General features: G+C 40.0%; 14 protein-coding genes and 1 pseudogene. 5 read left to right on the forward strand and 10 right to left on the reverse strand.

All coding sequences use genetic code 11. The features are described 5' to 3' along the window. Positions 1-111: 111 nt before the first annotated feature. From OCV24_RS13155 to OCV24_RS13190, 8 genes and pseudogenes are all read right to left on the reverse strand, one after another. The gene (locus tag OCV24_RS13155; protein ID WP_150879056.1) at positions 112-1140 is read right to left on the reverse strand and encodes a hypothetical protein; all 1029 of its coding nucleotides are present in this window, start codon (positions 1138-1140) and stop codon (positions 112-114) included. Beyond that, positions 1137-2120, reverse strand: a complete 984-nt coding sequence (locus OCV24_RS13160) for a glycosyltransferase (protein ID WP_102508048.1) — start codon at positions 2118-2120, stop codon at positions 1137-1139. Before OCV24_RS13160 ends, OCV24_RS13155 begins: the two co-directional genes overlap by 4 nt. Next, positions 2117-3382, reverse strand: a complete 1266-nt coding sequence (locus tag OCV24_RS13165; protein WP_102508050.1) for a lipopolysaccharide biosynthesis protein — start codon at positions 3380-3382, stop codon at positions 2117-2119. The genes OCV24_RS13160 and OCV24_RS13165 overlap by 4 nt, the downstream gene beginning before the upstream one ends. Then, positions 3379-4392 carry an SDR family oxidoreductase gene (locus OCV24_RS13170; RefSeq protein WP_102508053.1) on the reverse strand — a complete coding sequence of 338 codons (1014 nt, stop codon included), beginning with the start codon at positions 4390-4392 and terminating at the stop codon, positions 3379-3381. The genes OCV24_RS13165 and OCV24_RS13170 overlap by 4 nt, the downstream gene beginning before the upstream one ends. An 89-nt stretch (positions 4393-4481) precedes the next feature. Continuing rightward, positions 4482-5753 (reverse strand): Vi polysaccharide biosynthesis UDP-N-acetylglucosamine C-6 dehydrogenase TviB, encoded by a 1272-nt coding sequence (tviB, locus tag OCV24_RS13175; protein ID WP_167514279.1) that lies wholly within the window; start codon positions 5751-5753, stop codon positions 4482-4484. Further along, positions 5750-7012 (reverse strand): UDP-N-acetyl-D-mannosamine dehydrogenase, encoded by a 1263-nt coding sequence (gene wecC, locus OCV24_RS13180; RefSeq protein WP_102508057.1) that lies wholly within the window; start codon positions 7010-7012, stop codon positions 5750-5752. The genes tviB and wecC overlap by 4 nt, the downstream gene beginning before the upstream one ends. Positions 7013-7023: 11 nt before the next feature. Further along, entirely contained in the window at positions 7024-8148 is a 1125-nt protein-coding gene (wecB, locus tag OCV24_RS13185; protein ID WP_102508059.1) for a non-hydrolyzing UDP-N-acetylglucosamine 2-epimerase, read from the reverse strand. Positions 8149-8687: 539 nt separating this feature from the next. Beyond that, positions 8688-8936, reverse strand: a pseudogene (locus tag OCV24_RS13190) (transposase); the annotation flags it as partial. Positions 8937-9329: 393 nt separating this feature from the next. Here OCV24_RS13190 and OCV24_RS13195 point away from each other — a divergent pair. The 5 genes from OCV24_RS13195 (at position 9330) to OCV24_RS13215 (ending at position 13761) form a co-directional block, all read left to right on the forward strand. Continuing rightward, positions 9330-9764 carry a rhodanese-like domain-containing protein gene (locus tag OCV24_RS13195; protein WP_060466965.1) on the forward strand — a complete coding sequence of 145 codons (435 nt, stop codon included), beginning with the start codon at positions 9330-9332 and terminating at the stop codon, positions 9762-9764. 110 nt (positions 9765-9874) lie between these two features. Further along, complete coding sequence (gene secB / locus OCV24_RS13200) at positions 9875-10342, forward strand: protein-export chaperone SecB (protein ID WP_009847959.1); 468 nt, start codon at positions 9875-9877, stop codon at positions 10340-10342. Positions 10343-10595: 253 nt separating this feature from the next. Further along, entirely contained in the window at positions 10596-11642 is a 1047-nt protein-coding gene (gene gpsA / locus OCV24_RS13205; RefSeq protein ID WP_136979562.1) for an NAD(P)H-dependent glycerol-3-phosphate dehydrogenase, read from the forward strand. Between the two features lie 47 nt (positions 11643-11689). After that, positions 11690-12511 (forward strand): serine O-acetyltransferase, encoded by an 822-nt coding sequence (gene cysE / locus OCV24_RS13210; protein ID WP_017055665.1) that lies wholly within the window; start codon positions 11690-11692, stop codon positions 12509-12511. Positions 12512-12609: 98 nt separating this feature from the next. After that, complete coding sequence (locus OCV24_RS13215; protein ID WP_150879058.1) at positions 12610-13761, forward strand: murein hydrolase activator EnvC family protein; 1152 nt, start codon at positions 12610-12612, stop codon at positions 13759-13761. Positions 13762-13822: 61 nt separating this feature from the next. On the opposite strand, the gene OCV24_RS13220 is transcribed toward OCV24_RS13215, so the two are convergent. Beyond that, positions 13823-14461, reverse strand: a complete 639-nt coding sequence (locus OCV24_RS13220) for a TetR/AcrR family transcriptional regulator (RefSeq protein ID WP_017055663.1) — start codon at positions 14459-14461, stop codon at positions 13823-13825. 125 nt (positions 14462-14586) lie between these two features. Next, positions 14587-15750 carry a nucleotide sugar dehydrogenase gene (locus OCV24_RS13225; protein WP_150879060.1) on the reverse strand — a complete coding sequence of 388 codons (1164 nt, stop codon included), beginning with the start codon at positions 15748-15750 and terminating at the stop codon, positions 14587-14589. Between the last annotated feature and the right edge of the window lie 44 nt (positions 15751-15794).

The following is a 15794-nucleotide window of genomic DNA, read 5'->3' on the forward strand; positions in this document are numbered from 1 at the left end:
GTCAAAAAAAGAGGGAAGTTAATATTTATACCTAACAGTTTAATGTAAGGAGAATATATAAAAAAGAAGATCAGAATATAAGTTATATATTGTATAAAGTTTGTTTTAAATTTAGTCATCCGACAGGCTTTCTTTAATTTTAGATGACAAGGAACACCAGTTATTTACCTTTAAAAACCGGTCATAATTTTCCAAAGGAACGATATCATCCAACAGTATTTCCACATTATTCATATCTTTATCCAAAACATATCCAATACCATAATGCGAAATTAACCTAGCTGTGAAGCAACCATCTAATGAAATGGTAGGAATATAATAACTACAAGATTCATAAAGGGTATATGGCACCGAGAGGTCATCGTAAACACGAAAATAATAGTTAAAGTTATCCTTAATACAAGATTTGGTTAGACCTACGTAGCTTTCCATTAAATCTATTTCTGGAAAATCACTATACTTTAACTTAAGGTTATTGCTCCGTTCACTTTTATCAAACTCACCAGCTATAAATACCGAGATAGATATGTCTAAACAGCGGCATCTCTCTATTAAGTCTGTAATTAAATCAAAATGCTTACTCTTTGCTACAGGTGCACCTAGTATGAGTATTCTTAAATCTGCGTCTTGATTAAATCTTCTAAAATTATTTGGGTACGAAACTTTATTTTCGTTTTTTTCTATCAATCCAAAGCTTATATTGTCTATATTTTTCTTTCTCAAAATATGTGAAGCATCCTTGACAAGTAATTCACTAGTAACAAAGATTTTTTCTGACACCTTAGATAATAATATTCTTCTCAATTTGGTTATTTTTGGAAAAAAAGATACACTTTCTTTATCTACATTATGACACACCCAAAAAATCTTGATCTTAATAATTCTACAGAATAGAATAACCGCTATCTCTGAAATAGAACGACATATAGTTCTTGTAAATGATTGATAGTCATTAAGATATCGAAACACAAAAAAGTCTGGTCTAGATCTGTTTATATAAATTAAATAGACTAGTTCTAGCAAGTCGAAAATTTGTGATCTTGGTAAAGCTACTAGCCGTACACCTGTAACGCTATGTTTACTCCACATTTGAGACTTTATATCAGACTTTTGAACTAAGCCCCATATGTCACTCTTCATTTGTATTTACCTATTGCCATTAGTAATCGACGTTTTATTCTTAAATAATTAAAAAACACTCTTCTAAGTTCAACATGAACGCTTTTGGTCACCAAAGAACTCTTCGACCAAATCTGAAACTTTTCTCTTTCTGCGAAAAGGAGCTTTTCCCACTCAAAGACTAGACTTCTATCGCTATATTGACTAAAGCTCTCCTTACCTCGCATAGATAACAAATGTCGAGCTTCTTTACTATTCATCAGGTATCTGATTTTCTCTTTCAACTCTTTCTTACTTTGAACTCTTATATAATCGAAACCGTTTGTACCAACTTGTTCATAAGCAGAATCGCCTCCACCGATAAACGGAACTCCTGCTTTCCATGCGTTGAGCAGTTTTGTGGGCGGTTTGTGTATATGTTTTCCTTTAAAATCTCGTATACCAACGGCTAGATCTACATGAGAATAATCGTTCCAGTTATCCGGCCCAAATGTAAACATTTCCGCCTCATCACTAAACTCTTCAGTCAAGGTGCTTATAAGATTGATCGAATTAGTCGGCAATCCAAAGAATCCTATTTTAAACCTGTCATTTTTCGGTATGGTATCTGACGATGGAATAATTCCACATTGGCTCCAATGAGGTATGTACTTTTTGCGAAATGGTATTTTCTGACTCTTATTCTGGATAACATTTAGGTCACCTGGAAAAAACACAACTCTATCCAAAGTAATAACTATGCAATAAAACTCATTCTTATTTTTTAGTTCGACGTAGTCATTTGCAAAAATAACATTTATACATTCCTCTAGTGGACTCTCTTGATGTTGCACCATAACACCATAGTCTATAAGTCTATGATAAGTTTGAATTATCCACGCCCATTCACCGTTAATAAAAAATCGCCAATTATTGTCTATGTCTCCATCAAAGTCTGAATAATAATTTTCATAATTTCCTTTATTTGGAATCACAAAGTTGATATTTATCATAGCCATCATAACCTTTCATTTATATATCTATACTTCCAAGCAAAAGTAAACATAGACTGAAAAGATAAGCAAGTAATAGCAGCATACGTGCCATAAACTGGTACGGTGAATAGGAACAATAACATCATTATTAGATTTGCTATCAACACAATCTGGACGTTTTTCTTCACATATCCAAACGCTATAAACAATGAATGGTACAACGTGAATATTACATCAATGCACTTTATAAATATTGCAAAAATCGCTATAGGGATAAGCTCTATATATTCACGTCCGAGAGTGTTCAATACAAAATATTCCATTGAAAAATAAGAAAATAAAATTGGTAATATTGAAAAAACACCAATTTTTAAAGTGATATTTTTCGTAAAACTCATCACATCAGCAATTTTCTTCTTCTCAATAAAATTAGCCTGTATAGGATATACAGATTGATATAGAGGTCCGACGAGACGCCCAATTATTGTCATTGCCTGTTTTGCTAATCTATATAAACCCGCTTGAGATTCGTTAGTTAAAACACTAAGAATAACTACATCGAGTTCCTTCGCAGGGAGATCTACTAAAGAAGTGAGATTGGTCCAGAAAACAAACTTAAACACCTTTTTATCCATGGTAATTTCAAAAGGAAAAAACCATTTTTTGTTTTTTGATTTTAATATTAAAATAGCTTGAATAGAAAGACAAAAGTTTAAAACAAGCTCAGATACAGTCCAAGCTAATGCATAATATTCAATATCTGCATCTAATAAATAACATCCACCAATTAATGATAATTTAATAACAGAAGAATAGACTTGTACCAAAGCTTGTTCTTTGTTTCGGTCGAATAATCTGAATACACCAAGGGAAAAAGAGGAGAACTTAAAGATAAGCGAAATAATAATGATGTTAAGAACTGTTTGATATTCATCTCCCCATGAGAAATACATTACTATAAGGGGAGAAAAAATCAAAGCTATTAATAAACCTAATAGTGCCGTTATAGAGTCAATTAATATACAAAACTTAACAAGTTGTGAAAACTCATTATATTTCTTATTGTTAAGATAGTCGGTACCAAACTTAATAAGAGCTTGCCAGCTCTGAAAATTTACTACCTTATCTATAACTGCAACGATACTTAGACACAGGGAAAATATACCAAATTGCTCTAAACCTAAACCTTTCGCAATAAGACCAATACTCAAAAAACCTAAAACCGAGGAAAAAAAAGTACCTCCTAATAGTGAAAAAAAACTATTTTTTAGCCTCGTCAATTCATTCATTTTGTATACCAGGAAAGTGCTTTTTTAAGTCCGTCCTTTATTTTAATCTCCGGAGTATAACCTAATGCTTCAACTGCTTTTGAAATATCAGCTTGTGAATGCCTTACATCTCCTGCTCTGAACTCTACGTATAAAGGTGGAATAGATTCATTGATAATTTGTTGTTCGATGAGTTGAGAAACGATCTCGGAATATAGAGAGTTAAGGGAAGTCCTATCACCTAATGCGACATTGTATACATCTGTATTGGTATTACAATCTGTAGCTGCTATGATATTCATTTGTATAACATTATCAATATAACAAAAATCTCTAGTAGTCTCACCATCGCCGTTGATTTGTACTTGTTGACCATTAATAATCTTTGATATCCACTTTGGTATAACTGCTGCATAAGCGCCATTTGGATCTTGCCTTTGACCAAAGACGTTAAAGTACCTTAGTCCAATAGACTTTACCCCATAAGTTCTTGCAAAGACATCGGCATATAATTCATTAACATATTTTGTAACTGCATAAGGAGAAAGTGGTGCTCCTATATTATTTTCCACTTTAGGTAGGGAGGGATGATCACCATACGTTGAGCTACTCGCTGCATATACAAAACTGTTAATACCTCCTTCTTTAGTTGCGTTGAGCATATTTAAAAAGCCTGTAATATTCACTGCATTAGAACTTATAGGGTCCTCAATTGATCTTGGAACGCTCCCAAGAGCTGCTTGATGCAATACATAATCAACGTTCTTTACAGCCTTATTACAAATATCATAGTCACAGATATCACCTTCTATAAACGAGAAGTTCAACCATTGTTTTTCTTCAACCAAAGCTCTAACTTCATCTAAGTTAGCTTGATAACCTGTCGAAAAGTTATCAAGCCCAACAACTTTCTGATTAAGCTTTAACAACGTTTCTAAAAGGTTTGAACCAATAAACCCAGCAACACCTGTAACTAACCAAGTTTTTGGTGAGGAAAGTAGTTCTAGTTTTATTTGTTCATATTTAGACATAAATTTCTCTTTCGTATCGTTTCATATATTAATGAGTAAAAAGTAGAAGAAAAATATAACTTCTACTTTACTATAGTGATTCTTATAATTTAGAGGCGCATATCTACATCAGACTTGTCTAATACGTACTTTAAGTCATAGATTATATGCGTTTCTTTACCAAGTTGACGGATGGCATCTGCACCCATATATCTAAACTCGTCGTGACTGACAGCCATAATAATAGCATCATAATGTCCAACTTTAGGCTTTGTTACGCTAACGCCGTATTCTTTCTCTGCTTCTATACTAGAGCACCATGGGTCAGTGATATCAACATTAATGTTATATTCCCTTAGCTCAGATACAATATCGATTACCTTGGTATTTCTTAAGTCAGGGCAGTTTTCTTTAAAAGTCAAACCCATCAATAATATGTTCGCCCCTTCGACATGTATGCGCTTTTTAAGCATGGCTTTTACCAATTCTGATACTACATGTCTTCCCATATTATCATTTAAGCGACGTCCTGCTAAAATCATCTCTGGGTGATATCCGACCATTTGTGCCTTGTGCGTTAAATAATATGGGTCAACACCAATACAATGTCCTCCTACGAGTCCAGGACGAAACGGTAAGAAGTTCCATTTAGTTCCTGCAGCTTCTAGCACTTCTAAAGTATCAATTTTCAACCTGTTAAAAATAATAGAAAGTTCATTTATTAAAGCAATGTTAACATCTCGCTGAGTGTTTTCGATTACCTTTGCAGCTTCAGCAACTTTGATGCTAGATGCTTTAAAAGTACCCGCAGTAATGATTGATGCATATACTTCATCTATAAAACTTGCAACTTCCGGTGTCGACCCGCTAGTAACCTTTAATATGTTAGTAACTCGATGCTCTTTGTCACCCGGATTTATACGCTCAGGCGAATAACCTACATAGAAATCTATATTTAAAGAAAGCCTACTTAACTCCTCTAAAACCGGGACACAAACTTCTTCTGTTGCGCCAGGGTAAACAGTCGACTCATAAACAACGACATCACCCTTTTTTAGAACTTTTGCTAAAGTTTCTGACGCCTTGATTAAAGGAGTTAAATCCGGTTGTTTATGCTGGTCTATCGGTGTTGGGACTGTAACAATGAAGAAATTACATTCTTTCAAATCATCAACGTTGCAGGAAAATTTAAGATTTTTTGCGTTTCTAAGCTCACTACCATCACACTCTAGAGTATGGTCATAACCATCTCGCAATTCACGTACTCGATTTTGATTGATGTCAAAGCCTATGGTCGGTAGAGACTTTCCAAACTCGACCGCTAGGGGAAGTCCAACATACCCCAAACCGACAATACCAATGTTTATATCTTTCAAATTCATACCCAAATACCTTTAGTATCAATAACAAATGCATCATTAATTTTAATTTTTTTAAACTGCTTATGATCAACTAACATGACATGAATATCAGTTCTAGTCAGAGACTCATCTATAGATACTAAACTTACATTGTCTATATCGATAGATGTAATATTAGGTTCAATCGCTAGCACATCACCGGGATGGTTTTTAGCGATAGACTCTGTTATATCGAGTGCAGGACTTTCACGTAAATCATCAATATCTGGCTTGAATGCTAACCCATAGCAAGCGATCGTAACATCTTTCGCTGTTTTAGTTGGGTTAACATTTAGAAAATCAGCTACTGCAACCTTCACCTTATCAATTACCCACTCCGGCTTATAATCATTGACATTTCTGGCAGTGTGAATGATTTTTGCTGTTTCCGGCGTTTTTGAAACAATAAACCAAGGGTCTACAGCTATGCAGTGACCACCGACACCCGGTCCCGGCTGAAGAATATTCACTCTAGGGTGGCGATTAGCGAGTGAAATCAACTCCCAAACATCAATGTCCAGTTCATCGCATATCATCGAAAGTTCGTTTGCAAAAGCGATTTGAACATCACGCGATGAGTTCTCTGTAAGCTTGGCCATTTCGGCAGTGCGAGCATTAGTGACTACACACTCACCCATCACAAATGTTTTATACAGTTCGACACTACGCTCTGAACAGCGCTTGCTCATACCACCAATCACACGATCATTCTGGACAAGCTCCGTCACCACTTTGCCCGGTAATACACGCTCTGGGCAATGTGCGATATTGATGTCAGCCCATTCTCCTGCTGTTTGTGGAAAGCTCAAGTCTTGGCGCGCATCTGCAAGCCACGCAGCCATTTGCTCTGTTGCACCTACAGGTGAAGTAGACTCCAATATAACTAAATCACCTTTTTTCAGTACAGGAGCTATCGCTTCGGAAGCAGATTTTATGTAGCTTAAATCAGGCTCTGGAACCTCTCCCTGTTTACAAGGTTTAAAAGGAGTTGGTACAGCAATGAGAAAAGCATCTGCTGATTCTGGAACTAGTGTTGCTTTTAGGTATCCTTGTTGCACAGCTGCACTTACAAGCATATCTAGATCGGGCTCGACGATATGAATCTCACCTCGATTTATCGTATCAACCGCATACTGATTGACATCTACACCAATCACCTTTTTTTTACGTGAAGCAAACATTGCTGCTGTTGGTAAGCCGATATAGCCTAAACCAATTACTGAAATTGTTTCAAAAGACATAAATTACCCAGTTATTTTGCTAATTCTTCTAGTATTCTTCGGCAAGCTAGACCATCACCGTATGGATTATGTGCAAAGCTCATTTTCTCGTATGCATCATGATCTGTCAGCAAATGAATTAACTCGCGCGTTATTGCATCGATTTCAGTGCCAACTAACCTAACCGTTCCGGCCTCTACAGCTTCCGGCCTTTCCGTAGTATCTCTCATAACCAGAACTGGCTTTCCTAAAGAAGGAGCTTCTTCTTGTATACCGCCGGAGTCTGTGAGGATGATGCTCGCCCGACTCATCAAATAGACAAAAGAGAGATACTGTTGAGGTTCAATTAACAGAACATTATCTATACCATCGAGGATACGATTTACTGGTTCTCTTACATTCGGATTCAGGTGCATTGGATAAAGAATTTGCACATTTTGATGTTCTCTCGCTACTCTTGACAGAGCTTCACAAATTCGCTCAAATCCACCACCAAAGCTTTCTCTTCGGTGGCCAGTTACTAAAATGAGTTTCTTGTTATCGTCTAAGAATGGGAATTGCAAGGCTAGTGTGGCATTCAAATCGCTATCAGATTCGATTTTATCCTTCACCATCAGCAAAGCATCAATCACGGTATTACCCGTTACCGAAATATCTTCTGGATTGAAGTTTTCGCGTAGGAGGTTTTCTTTAGAGGTTTCTGTTGGAGCAAAGTGGTATTTAGTAAGGACACCAGTCAATCGGCGATTCGCCTCTTCTGGCCATGGTGAATAGATATTACCAGTGCGTAGGCCAGCTTCCACATGCCCGACTTCAATTTGCTCATAGTAAGCGGCTAAGCTAGCAGCAAATGTTGTCGCCGTATCACCGTGAACCAACACAACGTCAGGCTTAAACTCTTGGAGTACAGATTTGAGTTCTTGAACAATACGCGCCGTCACATCATTCAGTGTTTGACCGAATTTCATGAGGTTTAAATCATAGTCTGGAGTGATTTCAAACAGCTCAAGAACTTGATCTAACATTTCGCGATGTTGTGCGGTTACACAACACTTTGATTCAAATCTCTCATCGGCTGCTAATGCGTGAACAAGAGGAGCCATTTTTATTGCTTCTGGGCGAGTGCCAAAAACGGTTAAGACTTTTTTCCTAGCCATGATTTCAACTTCTATAGTTCTAATACAAACGCTAATCTGAGCGCTTCAAAATTTACATTTCCATCTCAGACATCCAAACCAACCTGAGACACTTTTTATACATTTTGAGACAGTCAAATCTCAACCATCCCTCATAAATTTTCACTTACTTTCTTAACACCGCCCCAATAGGCCACCAATCGCCAACCTGAGCAGGTTTCATCCAAAAATCAGCTTTTCACCTTACTAAAAGTTGTATTTGGGTACGCTACCGCCCTTAGGTTTGGCTCCTAAAGGCAAGAATTTCAGTTATGTGTTTTTTTATACGGTTTTAATATTTGGGCTGATTTTAGCAAATTACTCGTATACACACTAGTATAGTTATATTACTCGATTAGGCTGTTACAACGCGTTCACCCAGCGAAAGCATTGCAAACCTTGTAGCTACTGCGACCCTATGTAATAACGGTTTTCTTGTGCCGGCATCGCAGTAGCGCTTTTCAAGGTCGATAAAAATCTTGCCGTTAATACAGCGAGACAAAACTTTCATTGTATGGGTTTTCTCGTTCTAACCGGTTAATCCGGGCTTCTAACTCTTGGATTTTCTTTTGCTCAGGCGTGAGGGCTTTAGTCGTTGGAGTCATCCCACCTCGCTCAACTTTGAGTTGGTCGACCCATCGCCATAAAGCCGTTTCACCTACGCCCATAGAATTAGCAGCCTTAGATATGGAGTCCCCTTGGTCAAGATCCAAACTTGCAGCACCTATTTTGAACTCAGCAGAAAATGTACGTCGTTGTCGTTTTGTCATTGAACACCTCATTTATGGTGGAGACTTTACCACCTAATTTGGTGTCCGGGATCATTAGACCACTACAGTTACTTTGTAAAAAATATCAATATAAGGGGAGGCAGGAAGGGGTTGGTTAGGCATTAGCTAGCCCCCTCTAATTCCCCCCCCCCCCCCCCCCTTTTATTAACATCACCACTCACAATAGTTCGGCGTTTAAGGGGGAGAACCAAAAGCTAGGGTTGTCGAATAATTTGAAGTGCGAATGTGGGATTCGGGTGAACGAGATGCGAAGTATTAAGAAAGAGAGGTAACACTGACTTCCACAACACCCTTCCTCTGTATTCTCCTACCCTTTCTCGCTATACTCCTACCCTATAAGTTTTCGCCCAATAACGAATAAGAGTTCAAGATATGCAAGAGTTAGTTCCATTTTTTCAAGAGAATATGATTTTAGCCATCGTATGGATCGGCTTGGTTGTTGCCATCATTGCGAGCGTTATCAAAACATCAAACGCGGCCTACAAAGAGGTTACTGCAGCGCAAACCACACAACTAATTAACCGTGAAAACGGCGTTGTGGTTGATATTCGTACAAAGGATGAATTCAAAAAGGGACATATTACTGACGCACTTCACATTTTGCCGTCAGATATTAAAGCAAATAGCTTTGGTAACCTTGAAAGTCATAAAGCTGACCCAATCATCGTAGTATGCAAGACAGGTCAAACTGCTCAAGAAAGCGCTAACTTACTGGTTAAAGCTGGTTTTGAAAATGTTAGCGTACTAAAAAGTGGCTTAGCGGCGTGGAGCGAAGCTAACTTGCCTTTAGTTAAAGGTAAGAAATAAGCTGACCTGACTCAACAAATATGACTTTCAGGTTTTGCTTAAGTATGGCGCTCTTTGTGAGTGACAAACTGACAGGCAAAACCTAATTATAAATTTTTAAGGACAAGAAAATGGCTGAAGCAGCACAACAAGACGCACAACAGAACTTCGCAATCCAACGTATTTTCCTAAAAGACGTCTCTTTCGAAGCACCAAACTCTCCAGACATGTTTCAAAAAGAGTGGAACCCAGATGTAAAACTGGACCTAGACACTCAAAGCCGTGAACTTGGCGAAGGCGTGTACGAAGTCATCCTACGTCTAACGGTTACTGTTAAGAACGCAGAAGACACAGCATTCCTTTGTGAAGTTCAGCAAGGTGGTATCTTCTCTGCAAGCGAAATGGAAGCTGGCCAGCTTGCACATTGCCTAGGTGCTTTCTGCCCGAACATCTTGTTCCCATACGCTCGTGAAACGATTTCTAGCCTAGTGGTTAAAGGTACATTCCCACAACTGAACCTAGCACCAGTCAACTTCGATGCTTTGTTCATGAACTACCTACAAAACCAAGCTCAACAAGCTGAAGGCGAACAAGCTTAAGTCTCCAATCAGAACTTAACGCTTATATAGCCACTTTTATTTGAAGCTTGGTTTTTTATTGGGAGCTTAGTTTTGATTAGAAGCTTGGCTTTTATTAGAGAATGAGCTTTTAAATGCACATCGCAGCTTCTGCGATGTGCATTTTTTGTATATTCTCTTGGTAGAGAGCGCTTCCTTTTAGGGGGAGCACCTTTATTAGATAAAGAGCACTCACAGAACTTTTCGATTTCCCTCATTATTTTTAGGTGGAAGCATGACAGAAACAACTCACCCGACTAATACGACCAATGCTTATGGCAAAGAGATTGCTATGACAGTGATTGGCGCAGGTTCTTACGGGACATCTTTAGCGATATCTCTAGCTCGTAACGGTGCCAATGTTGTTCTCTGGGGACATGATCCTGTGCATATGGCACGTCTCGAATTAGAGCGAGCTAACAATGCGTTTCTACCCAATATCGATTTTCCGGAAAGTTTAATCATTGAGTCGGATTTAGAAAAAGCAGTCACTGCAAGCCGTGACCTTCTCATTGTCGTTCCTAGCCATGTGTTTGGTATCGTGCTCAACAACCTGAAGCCGTACTTAACGACGAACTCTCGCATCTGCTGGGCCACCAAAGGTTTGGAGCCAGAGACAGGGCGCCTACTGAAAGATGTCGCACACGATATACTGGGTGATGGCTACTCACTGGCTGTTCTGTCTGGCCCTACTTTTGCTAAAGAACTGGCGATGGGTATGCCCACCGCCATTTCAGTGGCTTCGCCAGATGAAAAGTTCCTAGAAGAGCTGCAAGAGAAGATCCACTGCGGCAAAACATTCCGCGTATACGCAAACTCAGATTTCATCGGCATGCAACTTGGCGGCGCAGTTAAAAATGTCATCGCTATCGGCGCAGGCATGTCGGATGGTATTGGCTTTGGTGCCAATGCACGTACGGCTTTGATAACCCGAGGTTTGGCTGAAATGAGCCGACTAGGCGCCGCACTTGGTGCGCAACCAGAAACCTTTATGGGCATGGCTGGACTGGGCGACTTAGTGCTGACATGTACCGATAACCAATCTCGTAACCGTCGTTTTGGTTTAGCTTTAGGTTCAGGTAAAGACGTCGACACGGCGCAAGAAGAAATCGGTCAAGTGGTCGAAGGTTATCGCAACACCAAAGAAGTTTGGTTACTATCAGAGCGTATGGGCGTTGAGATGCCAATTGTTGAACAAATTTATCAAGTGCTGTATCAAGGGAAAGATGCTCACTTAGCGGCGCAAGACCTACTTGCTCGAGACAAAAAGTCAGAGCGATAACATCGCGTATTCAGTCGTGGAATAAAATAGATAAGATGGATGGAAGAATGAAACACTGTGAACAGCAAAAAGTTTGGCAATGCATCGTGAAGGAAGCTCGCGAGCAATCAGAACAAGAGCCTATGCTAGCGAGTTTTTACCACGCCACTATTATCAATCACGACAGTTTGAGTGCTTCGCTTAGTTATATCCTTGCCAATAAACTCAAAACCGCTTCAATGCCAGCAATGGCTGTGCGCGAAGTGGTTGAACAAGCCTTCGCGGAAGATGCAGACATCATTGACGCTGCCGCTTGTGATATTTGCGCGACGGTCACCCGCGACCCCGCCGTTGAAATGTATTCAATGCCTCTGCTTTATTTAAAAGGGTATCATGCTCTACAAGGCTACCGCGTGGCGAATTGGTTATGGAAACAAGGGCGCATCGCGCTTGCTACTTACTTACAAAACCAAATTTCAGTCGCCTGCCAAGTGGACATTCACCCAGCGGCTCGTATTGGTAAAGCAATCATGCTCGACCACGCTACAGGTATTGTGATTGGTGAAACGGCTGTAGTTGCAAATGATGTGTCGATTCTTCAAGACGTTACATTGGGTGGTACCGGTAAAGAAGGTGGTGATCGTCACCCTAAGATTCGCGAAGGTGTCATGATTGGGGCCGGTGCGAAGATTTTGGGCAACATTGAAGTGGGCGAAGGAGCTAAGATAGGTTCTTGCTCTGTGGTACTGCAAGCCGTGCCTCCCCATACTACCGTTGCTGGTGTTCCAGCCAAGATTGTCGGCAAACCACAAACGGATAAACCGTCTTTGGATATGGACCAAGGGTTTAACGGTCGCTCACAGCATTTTATCTATGGTGATGGGATTTAAGCGCAGTAACGAGATGCGAGTGTCGGGATGAAAAAGGCTTGCTCTGGGAAAAGACTCAAAAAAACGCGTGCGACCTGATAACTAAAAAAAGACACTGAATGACAATAATGAAGAAAAAAATTCTCGCCATTAATACGACTCTTTTGATATCGACCAGCCTTTGTGTTGCTGTTTTATCTTCATCGTCATTTGCCGCATCGCAAGGTGAGCTAAAAGGTGTGTCGAGCGAAATATCTCGTCAACAAAAAGCCCTATCTTCACAGCAAAAAAAACTGGATACGTTGCAAGCCAATCTAAAAAGGCAAGAGCTCGCCATTGCTTCACTTGAAAAAGCGATCTTAGATAGCAAAAAGCAACTCAAGACGGCCAATGCTAACATTGCCAACTTGAACACAAAGATCACAGAACTCACCGCACAAAAAAAAGTGCAGACAGACAAGTTAGAACAACTGATTCAAACTTACTATATGACAAGTCGAGCGAAAGCCTCTTCTCATATCCTCAATACCGGTGTTGAAGAAGACCGCATTAGCCACTACTACCAACATCTTGCTAAAGCTCGCTCTGCAACGATAAATACGATTGAACACACTCAACGGGAATTAGAAGAAAGCCAGAAACAACGCCAACTTGAGCAAGAACAAATAACAACGCTTTTAAAACAACAAACGACAAAGCGCGATAAGCTGTCACAGACACAAGTACAACGTAAGAAAACGGTTGGTCATATTAGAAATAATATCTCCGGTGACAAGAGTTATTTAGCGGAACTCCAGCGCAATGAAACTCGCCTCAAAGCCGAGATAGCCAAAGCAGAGAAAGCCGCTCGCGAGAGACAGAACTCTGTCCCTATGGATGGTTTAGCCAAGCGCAAAGGAAAGCTGCCTTGGCCAATAAAAGGGAATATCCTACATAACTACGGCTCTCGTCAAACTGGTCAAGTAAACTGGAAAGGCATGGTGATCAACGCTAATTACGGTCAGCAAGTAAAGTCGGTTTACTCAGGAACGGTCGTTTTTGCCGAATATTTAAGGGGTTATGGACTGGTTGTATTGCTCGACCACGGTAAAGGCGATATGACACTCTACGGCTTTAACCAAGCGCTATTGAAAAAAGAAGGTGATAAGGTGAAAGCAGGTGAAGCCATTGCACTTGTCGGTAACACTGGCGGCCAAACCCGTCCATCGCTTTACTTTGAAATCCGTAGAAATAGTAAAGCTCAAAACCCGAAGAGTTGGTTGGTTAGGTAAGAGCAGATACGGAATTCGAGTAAAGCTCTTCGTTACCCGTATCTCGCTTACTCGTCTCTTTCTACTTTGAGTTCAACGCCCTGACACCATCTTCTAATAGCGTTAGTTGCTCAAAGCCTTGGGCTGTCGCAATGGGTTTAACCGTCGCGATCATCTGCAGCATTCCTTGATGGACCACTTGCTCGGTAATTTGAGCTTTTGGCGACATGACAGACTGATACGCCAACCAACCCGATGCAATCAAGTGAAGAGACGTCACCATCGACTTCATTTCTGCATCTGTTGCTTTGAGCAAGTTCAACTCAACGAAGGCTCTCATGATACCCACAAGATTGGTTTGCAGCTTTTCTTGTACGGCCATGTAATCAAGATGGAGCTTTTCATCACGCGACAATATTTCCGGTAGATTGGCATAGAAGAATCGGTACTTCCACATCAGCGTGAAGATAGAATCTAAGTAGCGCTTTAGTAGCGTCAGGCTTTCTTGTTGCCCTTGAATAGGGGTGAACCTTTCAAGCAGCTCTGTCGAATAGAGAGTAAAGATATCACGGACAATTTCTTGTTTGTTGCGAAAGTGGTAGTAAAGGTTACCAGGGCTGATCTCGATATACTCAGCAATATGATTGGTCGTAATACTACGCTCGCCGTGCTCATTAAAAAGTTCTAGCGCCGCGTAAACAATCTTGTCACGTGTTTTCATTAGTCATTAGTATCCCTATCCGTTCAATGGTTCAGTATATCGCCACTAAACGGATAGATCGAGCTGTTAACATCTGGTCGAATTAGCAATCGCTAAAATTCAACTGCAATGAATCGCTGCTGTAATCAATCACTGCCGAAAAGGTCTCGTGTGTATACCTTGTCTGCAACATCGGAGAGTTCATCAACCATTCTGTTAGATACAATCACATCCGATACAGCTTTGAACGCTTCTAGGTCAGAATAAACCTTCGAGTTAAAGAAATGCTCTTCCTCTAACACAGGTTCGAATACGACCACTTCAATACCTTTAGCTTTCAAACGCTTCATGATGCCTTGAATCGAAGAAGCACGGAAGTTGTCCGAACCGGCTTTCATTATCAATCGATAGATGCCAACAATCTTAGGAGATCGCTTGATAATGGAATCCGCAATAAAATCTTTTCTGGTTCGGTTAGCATCAACGATGGCACCAACAATGTTGTTTGGTACATCTTGGTAATTCGCTAACAACTGTTTGGTATCTTTCGGTAAGCAGTAACCACCGTAACCAAATGAAGGGTTATTGTAGTGATTACCAATACGAGGATCTAAGCCAACACCTTCGATGATCTGACGAGAATCCAAGCCATGCGCTTCCGCGTAAGAATCAAGCTCATTGAAGTAAGAAACTCGCATCGCGAGATAAGTATTAGAGAATAGTTTTACCGCTTCAGCTTCTGTTGAATTGGTAAAGAGCACATCGATGTTCTCTTTTTCAGCACCTTCCACCAGAAGATTAGCAAATACTTTAGCGCGTTCAGAGCACTCACCCACGATAATTCGTGATGGGTGTAGGTTATCGTACAGGGCTTTGCCTTCACGTAAAAACTCAGGTGAGAACATAACGTTTTCACAGTTCAGCTCTTGCTTAACGCGCTCAGTATAGCCAACAGGGACCGTTGATTTGATCACCATGACGGTATTTGGATTGATATCCATGACGTCTTTAATAACCGACTCCACAGAACTGGTATCGAAATAATTATTTTTCGGATCATAATCAGTTGGTGTGGCAATGATGACAAATTCAGCGTCTTGGTAAGCCGCTTTGTCTGTTGTTGCCCTGAAGTTCAGCGTCTTGTTTGACAAGAAGTGCTCAATCTCATTATCAACAATCGGCGACTGCTTGTTGTTTAGCATTGTCACTTTGTCATCAATGATATCTACCGCGATTACTTCATGATGCTGCGCTAACAACATTGCATTTGATAGACCTACATATCCGGTACCGGCTACTGCAATCTTCATGATAATACCTATGTTTTGAGCTATTAACTCAATAAAAATTATAA

The organism is Vibrio kanaloae, assembly GCF_024347535.1.
In the GTDB taxonomy this organism is placed as follows: Bacteria; Pseudomonadota; Gammaproteobacteria; order Enterobacterales; family Vibrionaceae; genus Vibrio; species Vibrio kanaloae.

Coding starts and splice junctions, on each gene's coding strand:
- OCV24_RS13155 (WP_150879056.1), bottom strand. CDS start 1,140: ATGAAGAGTGACATATGGGGCTTAGTTCAAAAGTCTGATATAAAGTCT.
- OCV24_RS13160 (WP_102508048.1), bottom strand. CDS start 2,120: ATGATGGCTATGATAAATATCAACTTTGTGATTCCAAATAAAGGAAAT.
- OCV24_RS13165 (WP_102508050.1), bottom strand. CDS start 3,382: ATGAATGAATTGACGAGGCTAAAAAATAGTTTTTTTTCACTATTAGGA.
- OCV24_RS13170 (WP_102508053.1), bottom strand. CDS start 4,392: ATGTCTAAATATGAACAAATAAAACTAGAACTACTTTCCTCACCAAAA.
- tviB (WP_167514279.1), bottom strand. CDS start 5,753: ATGAATTTGAAAGATATAAACATTGGTATTGTCGGTTTGGGGTATGTT.
- wecC (WP_102508057.1), bottom strand. CDS start 7,012: ATGTCTTTTGAAACAATTTCAGTAATTGGTTTAGGCTATATCGGCTTA.
- wecB (WP_102508059.1), bottom strand. CDS start 8,148: ATGGCTAGGAAAAAAGTCTTAACCGTTTTTGGCACTCGCCCAGAAGCA.
- OCV24_RS13195 (WP_060466965.1), top strand. CDS start 9,330: ATGCAAGAGTTAGTTCCATTTTTTCAAGAGAATATGATTTTAGCCATC.
- secB (WP_009847959.1), top strand. CDS start 9,875: ATGGCTGAAGCAGCACAACAAGACGCACAACAGAACTTCGCAATCCAA.
- gpsA (WP_136979562.1), top strand. CDS start 10,596: ATGACAGAAACAACTCACCCGACTAATACGACCAATGCTTATGGCAAA.
- cysE (WP_017055665.1), top strand. CDS start 11,690: ATGAAACACTGTGAACAGCAAAAAGTTTGGCAATGCATCGTGAAGGAA.
- OCV24_RS13215 (WP_150879058.1), top strand. CDS start 12,610: ATGACAATAATGAAGAAAAAAATTCTCGCCATTAATACGACTCTTTTG.
- OCV24_RS13220 (WP_017055663.1), bottom strand. CDS start 14,461: ATGAAAACACGTGACAAGATTGTTTACGCGGCGCTAGAACTTTTTAAT.
- OCV24_RS13225 (WP_150879060.1), bottom strand. CDS start 15,750: ATGAAGATTGCAGTAGCCGGTACCGGATATGTAGGTCTATCAAATGCA.